This window comes from Actinocatenispora thailandica, assembly GCF_016865425.1.
Classification (GTDB): domain Bacteria; phylum Actinomycetota; class Actinomycetes; order Mycobacteriales; family Micromonosporaceae; genus Actinocatenispora; species Actinocatenispora thailandica.
Map to the genome: position 1 here is coordinate 1,815,882 of NZ_AP023355.1, position 17,172 is coordinate 1,833,053.

At 72.7% G+C, this 17,172-nt stretch carries 14 protein-coding genes; 8 read left to right on the plus strand and 6 right to left on the minus strand.

Annotated elements, in window-relative coordinates; genetic code table 11:
• Positions 1-10: 10 nt before the first annotated feature.
• Positions 11-577 carry a molybdopterin-binding domain-containing protein gene (locus Athai_RS35465; RefSeq protein ID WP_203960884.1) on the minus strand — a complete coding sequence of 189 codons (567 nt, stop codon included), beginning with the start codon at positions 575-577 and terminating at the stop codon, positions 11-13.
• Positions 578-700: 123 nt separating this feature from the next.
• On the minus strand, positions 701-1,273 hold the full coding sequence (locus tag Athai_RS07950; RefSeq protein ID WP_203960885.1) for a type 1 glutamine amidotransferase domain-containing protein: 573 nt from the start codon (positions 1,271-1,273) through the stop codon (positions 701-703).
• A 162-nt stretch (positions 1,274-1,435) separates the two neighbouring features.
• Between Athai_RS07950 and Athai_RS07955 the strand changes: the two genes are divergently transcribed.
• On the plus strand, positions 1,436-3,241 hold the full coding sequence (locus Athai_RS07955) for a thiamine pyrophosphate-requiring protein (RefSeq protein WP_203960886.1): 1,806 nt from the start codon (positions 1,436-1,438) through the stop codon (positions 3,239-3,241).
• Positions 3,241-4,341, plus strand: a complete 1,101-nt coding sequence (locus Athai_RS07960) for an enolase C-terminal domain-like protein (protein ID WP_203960887.1) — start codon at positions 3,241-3,243, stop codon at positions 4,339-4,341. Before Athai_RS07955 ends, Athai_RS07960 begins: the two co-directional genes overlap by 1 nt.
• A 181-nt stretch (positions 4,342-4,522) precedes the next feature.
• Here Athai_RS07960 and Athai_RS07965 read toward each other — a convergent pair whose 3' ends face one another.
• The 4 genes from Athai_RS07965 to Athai_RS07980 form a co-directional block, all read right to left on the minus strand.
• Positions 4,523-5,719: a S53 family peptidase gene (locus tag Athai_RS07965; protein WP_203960888.1), complete on the minus strand. Its 1,197-nt coding sequence runs from the start codon at positions 5,717-5,719 to the stop codon at positions 4,523-4,525.
• A gap of 256 nt (positions 5,720-5,975) precedes the next feature.
• Positions 5,976-9,086, minus strand: a complete 3,111-nt coding sequence (locus Athai_RS07970; protein ID WP_203960889.1) for an FAD-binding and (Fe-S)-binding domain-containing protein — start codon at positions 9,084-9,086, stop codon at positions 5,976-5,978.
• A 42-nt stretch (positions 9,087-9,128) separates the two neighbouring features.
• Positions 9,129-10,151: an SDR family oxidoreductase gene (locus Athai_RS07975; RefSeq protein ID WP_203960890.1), complete on the minus strand. Its 1,023-nt coding sequence runs from the start codon at positions 10,149-10,151 to the stop codon at positions 9,129-9,131.
• Positions 10,152-10,319: 168 nt separating this feature from the next.
• The gene (locus tag Athai_RS07980) at positions 10,320-10,850 is read right to left on the minus strand and encodes a DUF1360 domain-containing protein (protein ID WP_203960891.1); all 531 of its coding nucleotides are present in this window, start codon (positions 10,848-10,850) and stop codon (positions 10,320-10,322) included.
• A 205-nt stretch (positions 10,851-11,055) separates the two neighbouring features.
• On the opposite strand from Athai_RS07980, the gene Athai_RS34740 reads away from it, so the two are divergent.
• The 6 genes from Athai_RS34740 (at position 11,056) to Athai_RS08005 (ending at position 16,802) form a co-directional block, all read left to right on the plus strand.
• Positions 11,056-11,187: a hypothetical protein gene (locus Athai_RS34740; protein ID WP_275422369.1), complete on the plus strand. Its 132-nt coding sequence runs from the start codon at positions 11,056-11,058 to the stop codon at positions 11,185-11,187.
• Positions 11,184-12,638, plus strand: a complete 1,455-nt coding sequence (locus Athai_RS07985) for an MFS transporter (protein ID WP_203960892.1) — start codon at positions 11,184-11,186, stop codon at positions 12,636-12,638. Before Athai_RS34740 ends, Athai_RS07985 begins: the two co-directional genes overlap by 4 nt.
• A 103-nt stretch (positions 12,639-12,741) precedes the next feature.
• Positions 12,742-13,596, plus strand: coding sequence for an SDR family oxidoreductase (locus Athai_RS07990; protein ID WP_203960893.1), 855 nt, complete (start codon positions 12,742-12,744; stop codon positions 13,594-13,596).
• A 114-nt stretch (positions 13,597-13,710) separates the two neighbouring features.
• A complete protein-coding gene (locus Athai_RS07995) occupies positions 13,711-13,974 on the plus strand; it encodes a ChaB family protein (RefSeq protein WP_203960894.1) in 264 nt (87 codons plus the stop codon).
• Positions 13,971-15,113 carry a glutathione-independent formaldehyde dehydrogenase gene (locus Athai_RS08000; RefSeq protein ID WP_203960895.1) on the plus strand — a complete coding sequence of 381 codons (1,143 nt, stop codon included), beginning with the start codon at positions 13,971-13,973 and terminating at the stop codon, positions 15,111-15,113. Before Athai_RS07995 ends, Athai_RS08000 begins: the two co-directional genes overlap by 4 nt.
• 336 nt (positions 15,114-15,449) lie before the next feature.
• Positions 15,450-16,802, plus strand: coding sequence for an MFS transporter (locus tag Athai_RS08005; RefSeq protein ID WP_203960896.1), 1,353 nt, complete (start codon positions 15,450-15,452; stop codon positions 16,800-16,802).
• Positions 16,803-17,172: the final 370 nt, after the last annotated feature.

The window sequence follows — 17,172 nt, forward strand, 5'->3', positions numbered from 1 at the left end:
TGGCGGAGTGTCAAACGCGCGCCTGATTCTCGATCTGCACCGCACCCAGCGCGGTGAACAGCTTCTTGATCAGGTAGTTCTCCTCGTTGTCCAGGGTCGCGCCGCCGAGGCTGGCGAATCCCATGGTGCGCCGGGTGCGCGCACCGTGCGATTCGGACTGCCAGTGGTCCCGCCGGGCCGCGACGACCCGGTCGGCGATCATGTCCATCGCGGTGTCGAGATCGAGATGTTCCCAGTGGTCGGCGTACGGCCGGCGGTAGAGGACCTGCTGCACCCGGCTCGACCCTGTGGTCAGTTGCAGCGAGGCGGACCCCTTGGGGCAGAGCCGTCCACGACTGACCGGGGAGTCCGGATCGCCCTCGATCTGGGTGACCCGGCCGTTCTGCACGTAGACGTCCTGACCGCACCCGACCGCGCAGTACGGGCAGACCGACTTCACGACCTCGTCGGCGGTCTCGGTGCGCGGCGTCAGCCGATCGGTGGCACCGCTGCGCGCCGCCGCGCCGCGGCCGGTGCGGTCCGCGCCGAGCGCCTGCCGGTACACCGGCCAACCCTCGATCCAGGTCCGTACGCCCACGCGTCACCTCCCGCACACCGCAGGCGCCGGCCGCAGCGGATGCGGTCGGTCAGCCAGCGGGTACCCGGTGCCGGTCGCGGTAAACCTCGCCGCCGGCTGTTTCGCCCGGCGACCCCCGGGGGCTCAGGTGTTGCCCGCGGTCAGCGTGGCGAAACGCTGTACCAGGGTCTGGCAGAAGGCCGACAGGTCGTCCGGCTTGCGGCTGCTGATCAGCAGGTTCGGCCCGTCCTCGCAGACCACCACCTGCTCGTCGACCCAGTGCCCGCCGGCGTTGACGATGTCGGTCCGCACGCTCGGCCAGGACGTGAGGGTGCGACCGCGGACCCGATCGGCCTCGACGATCGTCCAGGGCCCGTGGCAGATCACCGCGACCGGCTTGCCGGCGGCGAAGAACGCGTCGACGAACGCCACCGCGTCCGGATCGGCGCGCAGCTGGTCGGGGTTGGCGACCCCGCCCGGCAGCACCAGCGCGTTGTACTCGTCGGCCGAGGTCGCCGACACCGTCACGTCGACGTCCCGGGTCTCCCCCCGATCGAGGTGCTCGAACAGTTGTGCCTTGCCGTCCGCGGTGGACACCAGCCGGGGCGTACCGCCGGCCTCGGTCACCGCCTGCCACGGTTCGGTGAACTCGACCTGCTCGGCGCCTTCCGGCGCGATCAGGAACGCCACCGTCCGGCCGGACAACTCGCCGCTCATCGTCGCCACCCCTCTCCGTCTGGTCCTTCCCGACCGTCCTACCCAGCGACGGGCCGCTAACCCGGTCGGCGCCGTCCCGGCCGGCGCCGACACCCGGACGTGTAGCGAGCGCGTCACGGGGTAGGCAGCACTCGACACGGAAACCGTGCGGTTGGGGGCGTCATGGCGCAGAAGGTCGCCGATTACCTGTTGGAACGGCTCCGCGACTGGGGTGTGGAGCGGGTCTTCAGCTATGCCGGGGACGGCATCAACGGACTGCTGGCCGCGTGGGCGCGGGCCGACGACAAACCGAGGTTCATTCAGGCTCGGCACGAGGAACTGGCCGCGTTCGAGGCATGCGGTTACGCGAAGTTCTCCGGCCGGGTGGGTGTGTGCGCGGCGACCTCCGGTCCCGGCGCGATCCACCTGTTGAACGGGTTGTACGACGCGAAGCTGGACCACGTGCCGGTGGTGGCGATCGTCGGGCAGACCAACCGGAGCGCGATGGGCGGCTCGTACCAGCAGGAAGTCGACCTGATGGCGCTGTTCAAGGACGTTGCGGCCGACTACGTGCAGATGGTCACGGTGCCCGAACAGCTGCCGAACGTGCTGGACCGGGCGATGCGGGTGGCGATGTCGCGGCGCACGGTCACCGCCCTGATCGTTCCGGGCGACGTGCAGGAGCTGGACTACTCGCCACCGACGCACGCGTTCAAGATGGTGCCGTCCAGTCTCGGCATGGCGAAGGGTGGCGCGCCGGTACCGTCCGACGACGAGATCCGCCGCGCCGCCGACGTGCTCAACGCGGGGGAGAAGGTCGCGATCCTGGTCGGCCAGGGCGCCGCCGGCGCGGTCGCCGAGGTCGAGCAGGCCGCCGACGTGCTCGGTGCCGGCGTGGCGAAGGCGCTGATCGGCAAGGACGTGCTGCCCGACGACCTGCCGTACGTGACGGGCGCGATCGGGCTGCTCGGCACCCGGCCCAGTTACGAGATGATGATGGGCTGCGACACCCTGCTCACGGTGGGATCGAGCTTCCCGTACACCCAGTTCATGCCGGAGCTGGATCAGGCGCGCGGGGTGCAGATCGAGATCGACCCGACGATGGTCGGCATGCGCTACCCGTACGAGGTGAACCTCGTCGGCGACGCGGCGGCCACGCTGCGGGCGCTGGTTCCGTTGCTGCAACGGAAGCAGAAGCGTGCCTGGCGGGAGGAGATCGAGTCGAACGTCACCCGGTGGTGGGAGGTGATGGACCGGCGCGCCGCGGTGGAGGCGGAACCGATCAACCCGGAGTACGTCTTCCACGCGCTGTCGCCGTTGCTGCCGGACGACGCGATGATCACCTCCGACTCCGGTTCGGCGGCGAACTGGTACGCCCGGCACCTGAAGATCCGCGCCGGGATGCGCTCGTCGCTGTCCGGCAACCTGGCCACCATGTGCCCCGGGATGCCGTACGCGGTCGGCGCCAAGTTCGCGCATCCGGACCGGCCGGCGTTCGCGCTGGTCGGTGACGGCGCGATGCAGATGAACGGGATCAACGAGCTGCTCACCGCGGCGATGTACTACCAGGAGTGGGACGATCCGCGGCTGATCGTCGGCGTGCTCAACAACGGCGATCTCAACCAGGTCACCTGGGAGATGCGGGCGATGGCCGGCTCACCGCAGTTCGAGCCGTCGCAGAAGCTGCCGCAGTTCCCGTACGCGGCCTACGCCAGCCTGATCGGGCTGACCGGTATCGAGGTCACCAAGCCGGACCAGGTGACCGCGGCCTGGGAGCAGGCGATCGCCGCCGACCGGCCGTGCCTGATCGAGTTCGTCACCGATCCGTCAGTACCGCCGATCCCGCCGCACGCCAGCTGGGATCAGATGGAGAAGGCGGCCGAGGCCATCGTGAAGGGCGATCCGGAGCGGTGGAGCGTGCTCAAGGAGGGCGTCAAGTCGAAGGTGCAGGAGTTCCTGCCGGGTGATTCGCAGGGACGGAAGCACTAGTGCCGCGGCCGGACGTCACGGTCGACGCCGTGGACGCCGCCGCGTTCACCGTGCCGACCGAGGTACCGGAGGCCGACGGCACGCTGTCCTGGGATTCCACCACGCTGGTGACCGCCTCGGTACGGGCCGGGCCGGTCACCGGTTTCGGCTACACCTACGCCGACGCCGCCTGCGTACCGCTGATCCGCGGGAAGCTCGCCGACGCGGCGGTCGGCGTGGACGCGCTGGACGTGCCGTACGGCTGGGGTCGGATGCAGCGCGCGATCCGCAACCTCGGCCGGCCCGGCCTCGTCTCCTGCGCGCTGTCGGCGGTGGACACCGCGTGGTGGGATGCCGCGGCGCAGCTCGCCGACCTGCCGCTGGCGCGGCTGCTCGGCTCGGCCCGCGCCGAGGTCCCGGTGTACGGCTCGGGCGGGTTCACCAGCTACGACGACCGCCAGCTCACCGACCAGCTCACCGGCTGGTTGTCCCGCGGACTGCGCCGCGTCAAGATCAAGATCGGCGAGTCCTGGGGCAGCCGGGTCGACCGGGACTTGGAGCGCATCGCGCTGACCCGTGCGACGGTCGGCCCGGACGTCGAACTCTACGTCGATGCCAACGGCGGATACGGTGTCGGGCAGGCGATCCGGGTGGGCCGGCGACTGTCCGAGTGGGACGTGCTGTGGTTCGAGGAGCCGGTGTCGTCGGACGACCTGGCCGGGCTGCGCCGGATCCGCGATCTGGTCGAGCCGGACGTCGCGGCCGGGGAGTACGGCTACGACCTCGTCTACTTCGCCCGGATGGTGGATGCGGTCGACTGCCTGCAGATCGACACGACCCGGTGCGGCGGCTACACCGAATGGCTGCGGATCGCGGCGGTCGCCGCGGCGCACAACCGGGACGTCTCCGGGCACTGCGCGCCGAGCCTGAGCGTGCCGGTCGCCGCGGCCACCCCGAACTTCCGGCACCTGGAGTGGTTCGCCGACCACGACCGGATCGAACGGATGCTGTTCGACGGGGTACCCGACCCGTCCGGTGGTGCGGCCCGCCCCGACCTGGCCATCCCGGGCCACGGCCTGCGGCTGCGCCCCGCCGACGCCGAGCCGTACCGCGTCGCCTGACCTTCGTTGTCCCGCCGGTGCCCGCCCCGGGGACGGCCATTCGGTTTGCCCGTGCCCACCGGGGCGGCAATCCGGTTTGCCAGTGCACCGGGGCGGCAATCCGGTTTGCCCGTGCCCCTGGGGCGGCCAGCGGGCTTGTCGGGTGCCTGTCGGCGCGCCGCGCCGACAGGCACCCGGCCGGTCAGAACGCGCCGGTGCCGTTCGGCGTGCCCAGGCCGGTGGGACCGTCCCAGCCGCTGCGCGCGGTGCACCACTGGCTGGTGCTGCACGACCCGTTCGAGCCGCTCGTCACGTCGAACAGCGACGAGGCGTGCGCGTACGGGTAGTTGTTGTCGATGCTGCCGGCGTTGCCGGCGAGGCCGTAGACGGCCCCGATCACGGGCGCGGCGACGCTGGTGCCGCCGAACACCATCCAGCCCGAGTACCCCTGGTAGGCCGTGCTGTCGTAGACCGCGACGCCGGTGTTCGGGTCGGCCACCGCGGAGACGTCCGCGACCGCCCGGTTCCCGCACCCGGTACCGACGCCGGACTGGCCGGACAGCGCGGCGTTGTAGCTGGAGCAGCCGGAACCGGCGCCGCTCCACACGGACTCGGACCAGCCACGCGAGCTGGAGTCCTGCCGCAGCGAGGTGCCGCCGACCGCGGTGACGTAGTGCGACGACGCCGGGTACTCGACGCCGTAGCCGGCATCGCCGGAGCTGACGGTGATGGCGACGCCCGGGTGGTTGTAGTACTGGCCGTAGTTGGCGTCGGAGGCGTCCGAGCCGCCGTAGCTGTTGCTGATCACGTCCGCGCCCATGGTGGCGGCCCGGTCGACCGCGGCACCGAGGTTGGCGAACGAAGCCGTCTTCGCCTCCACCAGCAGGATGTTGCAGTTGGGGCAGACCGCCGACACCATGTCGAGGTCGAGCGAGATCTCCTGCGCCCAGCCGCCGTTCTTGTGCGGGTAGCGGGTGCCGCCGTTCTGGTCGACCTTGCGGAAGCACCCGTTGGCGGTGGTGCACGCCGGCAGGCCGTACTGGCTGCGGTAGACCGCCAGGTCCTGCTCGGCGGTCGGCGCGTCGTACGCGTCGACGATCGCCACGGTCTGCCCGCTACCGGCGCTGGCCGACGGCAGGTTGTAGGCCGACTGCAGGTCCGCCGGGCCGTACCCGGACGGCGTCGCCGCGGCCCGGCGGACCGCGGCGTTGCTGCGGTGCACGTCGGTACGCATCTCCGCGAGGCAGTGCGCGTGGCCGGCGGTCGGGGTGGCGCACGAGCGCATCGTGCGCCCGGTCGTGCCGGCCTGTGCCGGGGCGGCGAGGGCGGCGCCGGACATGCTCACCAGCCCCGCTGCTGCGATGGCCGCCACCGCGGCGGTACGCAGGCGTGAACCCATGGGGAACCTCCTTGAGGGGTAGGGGTCCCGGTCGGAGGTTCGGACGGAGCGGGCTCGTGACGCCCGGTCCCGGCAGAACCTCCACGGACAAGGCGGAGCGTAGCGATCAGACAGGCCGGACGGAAGCCTCAATCAAGGATGTAACGCCCCGAGCGTGGCCGGCGAATTCATGGGGGGCGCTCCGGTTCATGGGGCGCTCCGGTTCATGGGGGCGTTCCGGGCCGCGCGCGGTGGCGGCGCCACCGCACGCGGGACTTCAGCGACGGCCGCGCAGGCTGCGGATGCCCCCGCGGACCAGCGGTACGGCGGTGAGCGCCGCGCCGGTGAGCAGCCCGGCGGCGACCGCGGCGGCGGCCCTGCCGTCCCGTCGCGACGGTGCCGGCCGCGGCGCCGCGACCAGCTCGGGGCGCTCGACCGGTGCGTGCCCGGACAGCCCCATCGCCAGCGCCTCGGCCAGGTGCATGGCCCGACGGCCGGTGCCCGCCTCCTCGATCTGGGTGCGGCAGCTGAACCCGTCGGCGAGCACCAGGGTGTCCGGCGCCGCGTCCCGTACCGCGGGCAGCAGCACCCGTTCCGCGCAGGCCATCGAGACCTCGTGGTGGCCGCGTTCGAAGCCGAAGTTGCCGGCGAGGCCGCAGCAGCCGGAGTCGAGGAAGTCGGCGTCGACATCGGCACGGCGCAGCAGCTCGGTGTCCGGGTCGCTGCCCAGCACCGCGTGCTGGTGGCAGTGCGTCTGCACCAGCGCGCGCCGGGCCAGCTGCGGCGGTCGCCACTGTTCCGGCGCGTACCGCAGCAGCGCCTCGGAGAACGTCGACACCTGGCCGGCCAGCCGTTCGATGTCCGGGTCGTCGCCCAGCAGTTCCGGGGCGTCGGAGCGGAACACCGCGGTACACGACGGCTCCAGCCCGATGATCGGGGTACCGGCGGACAGCCACGGTCGCAGCACCGCGGCGGTGCGCCGCAGCACCCTCTTCGCGGTCTTCAACTGGCCGGTGGAGACCCAGGTCAGCCCGCAGCAGACGGGCTCCTGGGGGACCGCGACGTGCAGGCCGGCCGCCTCCAGCACCCGTACCGCGGCGCGCGCCACGTGCGGATGGAAGTGGTTGCTGAACGTGTCCGGCCACAGCACCACGGTCCGCGGATCGCGCGGATCCGGCTCGGCGCGGCCCTGCGCCCGCCACCAGTCGACGAACGGCCGCGCCGCGAACGGCGGCGCGTCGCGTTCCGCGGCGACACCCGCGATCCGCTTGCCCAGCCTGGAGACCACCGGCGCCCGCAGCGCGGCGTTCGCCAGCCGCGGTGCCGGCCGGGCCAGCTGCGCCCACAGCGGCAGCCAGCCGAGCGCGTAGTGTGCCGTGGGGCGCAACCGGCGCGCGTAGTGGTGCGACAGGAACTCCGCCTTGTAAGTGGCCATGTCCACGCCCACCGGGCAGTCGCTCTTGCATCCCTTGCAGGCCAGGCAGAGGTCGAGCGCGTCGCGCACCTCGGTGGAGCGCCAGCCGTCCTGGACCGGCGAGTCGCCGTGCCCGTTCATCATCTCGAACAGCAGGCGGGCCCGGCCGCGGGTGGAGTGCTCCTCCTCGCCGGTGGCCCGGTACGACGGGCACATCACGTCGCCGGTGTGCGAGCGGCAGTTGCCGATGCCCACGCAACGCAGCACCGCATTGGTGAAGCTGTGGTCGTCGTGCGGGTAGCCGAACTCGGTGTCGAAGGTACCCGGATGCCAGTCGGCGCCCAGCCGCAACTGGCCGTCCACCCGGTTGGGGCTCACGACCTTGCCGGGGTTCAGCCGGTTGTCCGGGTCGAGCAGCAGCTTCAGCTCGCCGAACGCCTCGACCAGCCGCGGGCCGTACATGATCGTCAGCAGCTCGCCGCGGGCCTGCCCGTCACCGTGCTCGCCGGACAGCGACCCGCCGTAGGACACCACCAGGCGGGCCGCGCGGTGCAGGAACTCGCGGAACGTGGCGACGCCGTCGGTGGTGGTCAGCTCGAACGGGATCCTGGTGTGCACGCAGCCCTGGCCGAAATGCCCGTACACCGCCGGATGGTCGTAGTCGAACTCGTCGAACAGCGCCTTCAGCTCGCGCAGGTAGTCGCCGAGCCGGTCCGGCGACACCGCGGAGTCCTCCCACCCGCCCCAGGTCTCCCGGTCGTCCGGTGGCCGGGCCGTGACGCCGAGCCCGGCCTCGCGTGCCTTCAGCATCTCCTGCTCGCGGACGGTGTCGTCGGACAGCGCCACCCGATCGTCGTCGGTGGTCCTGCCGAGCGCCGTGACCAGGTCGGTCGCCTTGCGGTCCGCGGCCGCCTTGTCGTCGCCGAAGAACTGCACCAGCAGCCAGCTGTTGCCGGCCGGCAACTGGTCCAGCGAGTCGAGGTAGGCGTGCTCCTCGTGCATCAGCTGCGCCATCCGGCCGTCGATCGCCTCCAGCTGGCCCGGTTCGCTGTGCGCGAGGATCGCCGGCACGTCGTCGGCGGCCGCGCAGACGTCGTCGTAACCGAGGACCAGGATCGCGTCGGCGGCCTCGACCGGGACCAGGTCGATTTCGGCCTGCAGCACCGCGCACAGCGTCCCCTCGCTGCCGACCAGCGCCCGCGCCGGGTTCGGGCCGTGCTCGGGCAGCAGCGAGTCGAGGTTGTAGCCGGACACCCGGCGCGGGATGTCCGGGTACCCGGACCGGATGTCCTCGGCGTAGCGTTCCGCGATCTCGTGCAGGCCGCGGTGGATCTCGGCGCGCCGGCCGCCCGCGGCGAGGATCTGCCGGTACTCCTCGTCGCTGGTCGGGCCGATCCAGAACCGGGCGCCGTCGGCGGTACAGATCTCCAGCCGGCGCACGCTGTCCACGGTCTTGCCGTACGCCTGGGCCGAGGCGCCGCACGAGTTGTTGCCGATCATCCCGCCCAGCGTGCAGTGGCTGTGCGTGGACGGCTTCGGCCCGAACTTCAGGCCGTGCTCGGACAGCTGGCGGTTCAGCTCGTCCAGCACGATGCCGGGCTCGACCACGCAGGTGCGCCGTTCCGGGTCCACCGAGACCAGCCGGTGACAGTACTTGGTCCAGTCGACGACCACCGCGACGTTGGTGCACTGGCCGCCCAGGCTGGTACCGCCGCCCCGGGACAGCACCGGCGCGCCGTACTCGGCGCACACCCGCATCGTCTCGACACCCGCGTCGACCGAGCGCGGCAGTACCACCCCGAGAGGCACCTGCCGGTAGTTGGAGGCGTCGGTCGCGTACGCGCCGCGGCTGCCCGCGTCGAACCGGATCTCGCCGTCCACCCGGTCCCGCAGTGCCGTCGCGAGGCCCGTCACGTCCAACTGGGCCAGATCCGCCGGCGTCTGTTCGCGTACCGGACCTGTCACGTCACTCATCACCCTTCGCTGCTCATCCGGTCGGTGCTGGCGGGGTGCCGGTCAGGCCGGATGCCGCCCGCCCCGCAGCTGCCGGGCCGCCACCACGCCGCACACCCCGGCGGCGGTGGCCGCGGCGGTGGCCAGTACCCCGTGGTGGCGGGACAGCCACGGCTGCGGGTCGGTGCTCCTCGCCTCGTCGTCGAACCGGCCGTGCGCACCGAAGTCGTGACCGGACCGGCCGTCGGCGGGCTGCCACAGGTTCTCCGGGTCGCTGTCGCGTTGCGGCTGTTCGGTCTGCTGGCCGGCGAACCCGGTTCGCGCCAGGTAGCGATCCAGCAGCCCCGGGACCACGGCGTTGAGCAGCAGCGTGACCGCGGTGCTGGAGCCGACCCAGTACTCCCGCCGGCGCGGATGGTCGGCGGCGTGCAGGACGGCCCGGGCGGCGACCTCCGGCTGGTAGATCGGCGGTACCGGCTGGGCCCGGCGCGGCAGCCGGGACCGCACCCAGGAGAACTGCGGGGTGTTGAGGCCGGGCATCTGGACCATCGTCACCCGCACCTTGCTGCCCTCGTGCAGCAACTCGCAGCGCAGCGACTCGTGGAACCCCTGTACCGCGTGCTTGGCCCCGCAGTACGCGGACTGCAGCGGGATCCCGCGGTAGGCGAGCGCCGACCCGACGTGCACGATGGTGCCGTGGTCGCGCGGCTTCATGTGCCGCAGCGCGGCCATCGTGCCGTACACGAAGCCGAGGTAGTCGACCTCGGTGACGCGACGGTACTCCTCCGGCTCGATCCGCTCGAACGGTGCGAACACGGTCGTCATCGCCACGTTGACCCACACGTCGATCGGTCCGAGCTCGCGCTCGACCCGCTCCGCCGCGTCGGCCAGCTGCCCGGCGTCGGCCACGTCGGTCGGCACCGCGAGCGGGGTACCGCCGTCCCGGCGCACGTCCTCCGCGGCGGCCGAGAGTCCCTCCGCGCCGCGGGCGAGCAACCCGATCCGGTCACCTCGACGCGCGAACGATCGAGCCACGGCTCGACCCACCCCTGCGCTGGCACCGGTCACCACGACGACCTGCGGCATGCGTCCCCCTTCCGGCTGACTCGGTTCAGCTGCACATACCCGGTCGGCGCCGAGATATGCGAAGCAACGGCCAGCGGCCGCCGCGCCGGCGGCGGCTGGCCGGACTCGCCCGGTACGGCCGCGGACCCCGGCGGCTGCCCGGCCCCGGCGCCCGGCCCCGGACCGGCCTCACGTCGCGGAACTGATCCGGTCCAGGTGTTGCTTGCCGGCTTCGTAGCCGAGCTGCAGGAAGTCCGATCCGGCCACCGCGGTGAAGGTCGTTGCCACCAGGCGGGTCAGCCGTGGCGCGAAGACCATTCCCGCCGTCAACCCGGTGGCCACCCAGACCGCCGCGGAGTACGGGCACACCAGCAGCTCCCCGAAGGCGTGCCCGGTACCGGAGGCGCGGACCTCCTCGTTCACTTCGCCCTGCCCGGCCGGCTCCCGGTACCGCGTGAACGGCGCGCGCAGCGGACTGGTGACGGCGTCCTTGGTGAGCAGCCGGCTCAGTTTGTGGGTGGCCGTCGTCAACAGCAACACGTCGGACGGCGACAACCGGGGCACCCGCCGGCCGGTGAGCCGGGCCAGCGCGGTCCCGGTCGCCGCCGCACCGGAGTAGATCGCGAGAACCGTGAGGTAGCCGGACAGCGGGCGCGGCGCCTCCCGCCCGCTGTACCGGTCTGCCAGCCGGTCGATGGTGCGGCGTGCGCGTGTGGACATGGTCGTTCCCTTCTGCCGGCGGTGCAGCGGACCTACCCGCACCCGCCCCGGCAACACCTTGCCGGTCCCGGACGCGACGCGGTGTGTGGTCGAAGTCTCGTGCTTGCCCGCCCGCGTACTGGGTATCGCAGCGGTGTCGGCGGCATCCACGGCGAGGAGGTGCACGGTGCGCGCGCCCACCCGGTACACCATCGGAAACGGATGAATGGGCGAGCCGCCCGAGCGGACCGACCGGGAAACGACCGCCGCGGCGCTGTCCGTCACCACCCCAGCCGGGGTGTCCGGGCCGTCCGGGTCCGGGTGGACCGGCGCCGGCACGGCGTTGCGCGCGCCGTGAGCGACCGGCGACCGCACGGCACCGCCCGGATCCGCAGTGACGGGCGGGTCGGTTCGGCCCACGCCACCGCACCGGACGCCTCGGCCTCGCCTCGCCGGGTCGTCGGGACGCTGATCGTGGCGGTGGTCGGCTTCGCCGTGCAGCAGACCGCGGTGGTACCCGCCGTGCACGACGTGCAGGTCGACCTGCACGCGTCGCCGGAGTGGGCGTCCTGGCTGGTCACCGTGTACCTGATGGTGGCGACTGCGGCGACCCCGGCGCTCGGCCGGCTCGGCGACCTGTACGGGCGGCGCCGGGTGCTGCTGGCCGGGCTCGGCGTGTTCGCCGTCGCGTCCGCCGCTGCCGCCGTGGCCCCCAACCTGCCGGTACTGCTGGCTTGCCGGGCGGTGCAGGGTGTCGGCGGCGCCGTCTACCCGCTGGCGCTCGCGCTGGCCCGCAGCGCCACCGCCGGCCGTACCACCGGCGCGGTGTCCGCACTCGGTGCCGCGTTCGGGATCGGGACCGCTCTCGGGTTCGTCGGTGGTGGGCTGCTCGCGCAGCACGTGTCCTGGCGGGCCGTGTTCGCCGCCGGGGCGGTCCTGGTGGCGGTCGGCTGGGCGCTGTCGCTGCGGCTGCTGCCCGCCACCCGGGAACGCGCCGGCGGTGGCTACGACCTGATCGGTACGGGGCTGCTCGCGCTCGCCTCGATCGCGTTGCTCGGCGCGCTGACCCTGGTGATCACCCTCGGCGCCACGGCCGCCGGCACGATCGGCGTTTTCGTCCTGGCCGTGCTGGCCGCGGCCGGCTGGGTGTGGCGGGAACGGTCGGTCGGCAACCCGCTGGTCGACCTGCACATCCTGCGCCGCAGGCCGGTCACGGTGGCGAATCTCGCGGCGATCGGGCTCGGCTGGGCGCTGTTCGGTAGCTACCTGGTGATCCCGCAACTGGCCCGGACCGATCCGCACGGCGCCGGTTACGGCCTGGGCCTGGACAGCGCGGCGATCGGTCTGCTGATGCTGCCGATCGCGGTGGGACAGACCTTCGCCGCGCCGATCGCCGGTGTGCTGGAGCGGCGGATCCCAGCGCGGCTGGTGTCTGCCGCTGGTCTGCTGCTGCTGGCGCTCAGCGCGGTGCTGCTGGCCCTGGACCGCAGCTCGGTACCGTTGACACTGGTGGCCAGCCTGGTGCTCGGTGTCGGCGCGGGCGCCGGGTTGCAGGCCAGCAGCGCGGTGGTGACGGCCGGGGTCCCGGCCGACGTGGCGGCCGCCTCGACCGCGCTGAACAGCACGGTGCGCCGGCTGGCCGGGGGAGCCGGTGGGCAGGTCGGCACGATCGTGCTGGCCGCGTTCGCCGGGTCGGCGGCGGCCACCCCGACGTTCACCGGCTACCTGGTGGTCTACCTGATCGAGGTGGTGCTGTGCGTGGCCGGTGCGGCAGTCGTTGCGGTGTTCGGCCGCGGGCCCGGACAGTGACAGGTCGCCGGCGAACACCTGAACGGCCCCGGGGCGGCGGGGCGGTCGACGCCGACCCGTCCGGCCGCGGTTTGTGCCGAACCCCGGTGGGTAGCCGGTCGGCATGAGCACGAGTGAGACGCCGCCGCAGCAGCAGGACTATCCGGGTACCACCGGCGAGATGCAGCCGGTGCCGGACGACCAGATGCGCGACTACCGGGGCCGGGAGCTGCTGTCCGGCCGGCGGGCGCTGATCACCGGGGGAGACTCGGGCATCGGCCGTGCCGTCGCCGTCGCGTTCGCCAAGGAGGGCGCGGACGTCGCCGTGTCGTACCTGTCCGAGCACCGCGACGCGGAGCAGACCAGGGCGCTGGTCGAGCAGGAGGGCCGCCGGTGCGTGCTGCTGCCCGGTGACATGGCCGATCCGGCGCACTGCGCCGATGTGGTGGCGGCGGGCGTGTCGGCGTTGGGTGGACTGGACATCCTGGTCAACAACGTCGCCTACCAGTCGCCGGCGGACTCGCTGCTCGACATCGACACCGAACAGTGGGACCGCACCCTGGCGGTGAACCTCGGTTCGTTCTTCCACACCACCAAGGCGGCGCTGCAACACCTGCCCGACGGTGCGGCGATCATCAACACCTCGTCGATCAACGGGCTGCGGGGAAACAAGACCCTGATCGACTACTCGGCGACCAAGGGCGCCATCCTCGCGTTCACCTACTCGATGGCGCAGTCGCTGACCGAGCGGCGGATCCGGGTGAACTGTGTCGCGCCCGGCCCGGTGTGGACGCCGCTGATCCCGTCGACGCTGTCGGCCGACCACGTGCAGCAGTTCGGCGAGAACGTGCCGATGGGGCGGGCCGCGCATCCGGACGAGATCGCGCCGTCCTACGTGTTCTTCGCCAGCGACCAGCTGTCCTCGTACTACACCGGCGAGGTGCTGGCGCCCATCGGCGGGGAGACGCTGCCGGGCTGATCGTGCCGCCGCCACGGGGGTGCCCCGGCATCGAAAGGGTCGTCGGCTCCCCGCGCCGGTTTGGTGGACCGCCTGGTGGAAACGCGTCAGGTGACCACGAGTACGGAGGATGACATGCCGGCCATGCAGGAGCTGCCCCTGGCGCTCCAGCAGTCGCCGCGGGCCGCCCGCGCGACCTGGCTGTTGGCGCACGAGGCAGCCATTCGACGCTTCGGTGATGGAAGGCAGGCGTACGAGTTCGCCCGCGAGGCTCTCCGGCGCAGGTTCGACCGCGTCGCGGATCGCTGGGAGGAGCGGCGGAACGACGACGCCACCGGCGCGGCGGGCGCCGGCCGGGGGCGGGTGCGCCCACCGGCCGCGGAGAGAGGAACACGGTGAAGGCGTTGCTCTACCGCGGCGCGCGGCGGGTCGAGTTGGCGACGGTGGAGCAGCCGGCGATCACCGACCCGGCCGACGCGATCGTGCAGATCAGCACCACCAACATCTGCGGCTCGGACCTGCACATGTACGAGGGGCGTACCGACGTCGCCGACCGCACCATCCTCGGCCACGAGAACATGGGTGTGGTCACCGAGGTGGGGTCGGGCGTGATGCACCGCAGGGTGGGCGACCGGGTGTCCGTGCCGTTCAACATCGCGTGCGGGACGTGCCGCAACTGCGAAGCCGGCTGGACCTCGTACTGCCTGCGCACCAACCCGACCGAGGGGATGGACGGCGCGGCCTACGGCTACGCGTCGATGGGGCCCTACGCCGGGGGCCAGGCGGAGTACCTTCGCGTGCCGTACGCCGACTTCAACCTGCTGGCGCTGCCGCCGGGTACCGGGCACGAGGCGGACTTCGCGATGCTCTCCGACGTGTTCCCGACCGGCTACCACGCCACGGAGCTCGCCCAGGTGGGTCCCGGGGACCGGGTCGCGGTGTTCGGCGCCGGTCCGGTGGGGCTGATGGCGGCGCACAGCGCCTACCTGCGCGGCGCGAGCCGGGTGTACGTGGTGGACAAGGAGCCGGACCGGCTGCGGCTGGCGGCCGAGATCGACGCCGTGCCGATCGACCTGTCGCAGGGCGATCCGGTCGAGCAGATCATGGACGCCACCGGCGGCGCCGGGGCCGACAAGGGGGTCGAGGCGGTCGGTTACCAGGCGCACGACGCCACCGGCCAGGAGCATCCGGCGTTGGCCCTGGACAACCTGGTACGGGTGGTCCGCAGCGCCGGCGCCATCGGTGTGGTGGGTGTCTACCTGCCGCAGGAGCCGGGTGGCGTCGACGAGGCGGCCCGGCAGGGCCGGATCGGGTGGGACTACGGCACGTTCTTCGCCAAGGGGCTGCGGATGGGCAGCGGCCAGGCGCCGGTCAAGCGGTACAACCGGCAGTTGCGGGACATGATCGTCGCCGGGAGGTCCCGGCCGGGCTGGATCGTCTCGCACGAGTTGCCGCTGGCCGCCGGGCCGGACGCCTACGAACGCTTCGACCGGCGCGAGGACGGCTGGACCAAGGTACTGCTGCATCCGGCCGCCTGACGAGCCCATCGCCGGCTCCGGCGAGCAGCGCGTGCCGCCGCCACGGCGCGGCACGCGCTGCTGGATCTCGGCCTCCCGTGTGGTGGCGCCACGCCGGACGCGGTGCGGCCGGATGCGGGCGAGATCGGGCCCTCGGCCCGCACGGTGGTCCGGTCCGCCGGTGTCGGATGCCTACGGCTGCCGGGGACAAACCGAGGTGCTCGGCGGCAGCCGGGGGCGTGGACGGGGCGCGGCCGGGTAGTCGCCCTGCGTGCCAGCAAGGATCGGGACGACCGCGGTCGCGGCGCCCGCAGTGTGCCGGGCCGCCACGGCGGCCCGGCGGCGGTCGGACCCCCGATGACCGGCGGCAGTACGGCACGGATCCCGGTGCTGTTCGGTGCGACGCTGGGTCTCAGCGGCGCCGACCTGGCGAGCATCGCGGCGACCAGCGACGACATCGAACACGCGTTCGGCGTCGGCAACACCGAGATCGGACTGCTGGTGTCGGTCGTGACCCTGCTCGGCGCGCTGTTCGCCATCCCGGTCGGCGTGGTCGCCGACCGGTTCCGGCGCGTTCGGATACTCGCCGTGAGCGTCGCCTGCTGGGCCGTCGCCCTGGCACTGTCCGGCAGCGCCCAGTCGTACTGGTGGATGCTGGGGGCCCGGTCGTTGCTGGGCGTCGTGACTGCCGCGGCGGGACCGCTGATCGCCTCCCTGGTCGGCGACTACGTGCCGGGATCCCGCCGGGGCCGGGTGTACGGGGTGATCCTCGGCGGTGAGCTGGTGGGCACCGGCTGCGGCTTCGTCGTCGCGGGCGAGATCGCCGGCCTGTCCTCCTGGCGTATCGCCATGTTCTGGCTGGTGCCGATCGGTGCGCTGGTTGCCTGGCTGATCAGCCGGCTGCCCGAGCCGGCACGCGGCGGCCCCGCCCGCGGGCCGGATCGCGACGCGCACGATCCGGTGCCGAGGATGCTCGCCGAGCGTGGTGTCCGGCCGGTGCGGCGGATGGTGCTGCACGACGACCCGGCGCAGCGCTCGCTGTGGTGGGCGATCGGCTACGTGCTCCGGGTGCGGACCAACCTGGTGGTCATCGTCGCATCAGCGCTCGGCTACTTCTTCTTCGCCGCGATCCGGTCCTTCGCGATCGTCTACGCGATGCGGCAGTACTCGATCCCCAAGTCGGTGGCGAGCCTGCTCGTCGTGGTGATCGGCGTCGGCGCCGTGGCCGGGGTGATGGTCGGTGGCCGGCTCACCGACCGGCTGCTACGGGGCGGCCACCCCCGCGTCCGGGTCGCCATGCCCGCGGTGTGCCTGCTGATCCTCTCCCCGGTGCTCGCGGCGGCCATCGCGACGACCAGCGCGCTGGTGGCGGTGCCGCTGCTGATGATCGGCACCGCGATCCTCGCGGCGGCGAACCCGCCGTTCGACGCGGCCCGGCTGGACATCATGCACCCCCGGTTGTGGGGACGGGCCGAGGCGGTGCGCACCGCGCTTCGCGCGATGGCCGAGACCAGCGGGCCGGTGGGGCTCGGGCTGGTGGCCGACTCGCTGCGCACCGTACCGCAGGGCTGGACGTACTCGGTGCTGTTGTTCATGGCCCCGCTGCCGGTTGCCGGGCTCATCGCCCTGCTCGGGCTGCGTACCTACCTGCGGGACGTGGCGACCGCGCTCGCCTCGGTGCCGGAGGCGTCGCCGGAGGCGGGCCGGTGAACCCACCCGGTCGACCGGCCGGGGGCGGTGCGGTGACCCGGTGCGGCGCCCGCGGCCGGATCCGGTACCAGAGTTTGCCGGTGCGGTGGCCGGGTAGCGATGCTGCGACGACGATCGGGACGCGCCAGCTCGGTTCGCCCGGGCGCGCGGTGGGATCACCCGTGCGGTGGCCGCGGTCTCGTGGCAACGACTCGGCTGACGGTGAGGAGACGGCGATGGCCGACCAGCAGCAGCCTACCCAGCAGGGACCGCAGTCCGCGGAACGCGGTTTCGACAAGCAACACGATCTCGACGCCGCACGCAACGACCCGGCCGGCCAGCATCTCACCACCGACCAGGGGTACGGGTCGCGCAGACCGACGACTCGCTG

Bases quoted from the DNA above. Each gene is read 5' to 3' on its own strand.
- Athai_RS07950 (WP_203960885.1), bottom strand. From the start codon at position 1,273: ATGAGCGGCGAGTTGTCCGGCCGGACGGTGGCGTTCCTGATCGCGCCG.
- Athai_RS07955 (WP_203960886.1), top strand. From the start codon at position 1,436: ATGGCGCAGAAGGTCGCCGATTACCTGTTGGAACGGCTCCGCGACTGG.
- Athai_RS07965 (WP_203960888.1), bottom strand. From the start codon at position 5,719: ATGGGTTCACGCCTGCGTACCGCCGCGGTGGCGGCCATCGCAGCAGCG.
- Athai_RS07970 (WP_203960889.1), bottom strand. From the start codon at position 9,086: ATGAGTGACGTGACAGGTCCGGTACGCGAACAGACGCCGGCGGATCTG.
- Athai_RS07975 (WP_203960890.1), bottom strand. From the start codon at position 10,151: ATGCCGCAGGTCGTCGTGGTGACCGGTGCCAGCGCAGGGGTGGGTCGA.
- Athai_RS07980 (WP_203960891.1), bottom strand. From the start codon at position 10,850: ATGTCCACACGCGCACGCCGCACCATCGACCGGCTGGCAGACCGGTAC.
- Athai_RS34740 (WP_275422369.1), top strand. From the start codon at position 11,056: ATGGGCGAGCCGCCCGAGCGGACCGACCGGGAAACGACCGCCGCGGCG.
- Athai_RS07990 (WP_203960893.1), top strand. From the start codon at position 12,742: ATGAGCACGAGTGAGACGCCGCCGCAGCAGCAGGACTATCCGGGTACC.
- Athai_RS07995 (WP_203960894.1), top strand. From the start codon at position 13,711: ATGCCGGCCATGCAGGAGCTGCCCCTGGCGCTCCAGCAGTCGCCGCGG.
- Athai_RS08005 (WP_203960896.1), top strand. From the start codon at position 15,450: ATGACCGGCGGCAGTACGGCACGGATCCCGGTGCTGTTCGGTGCGACG.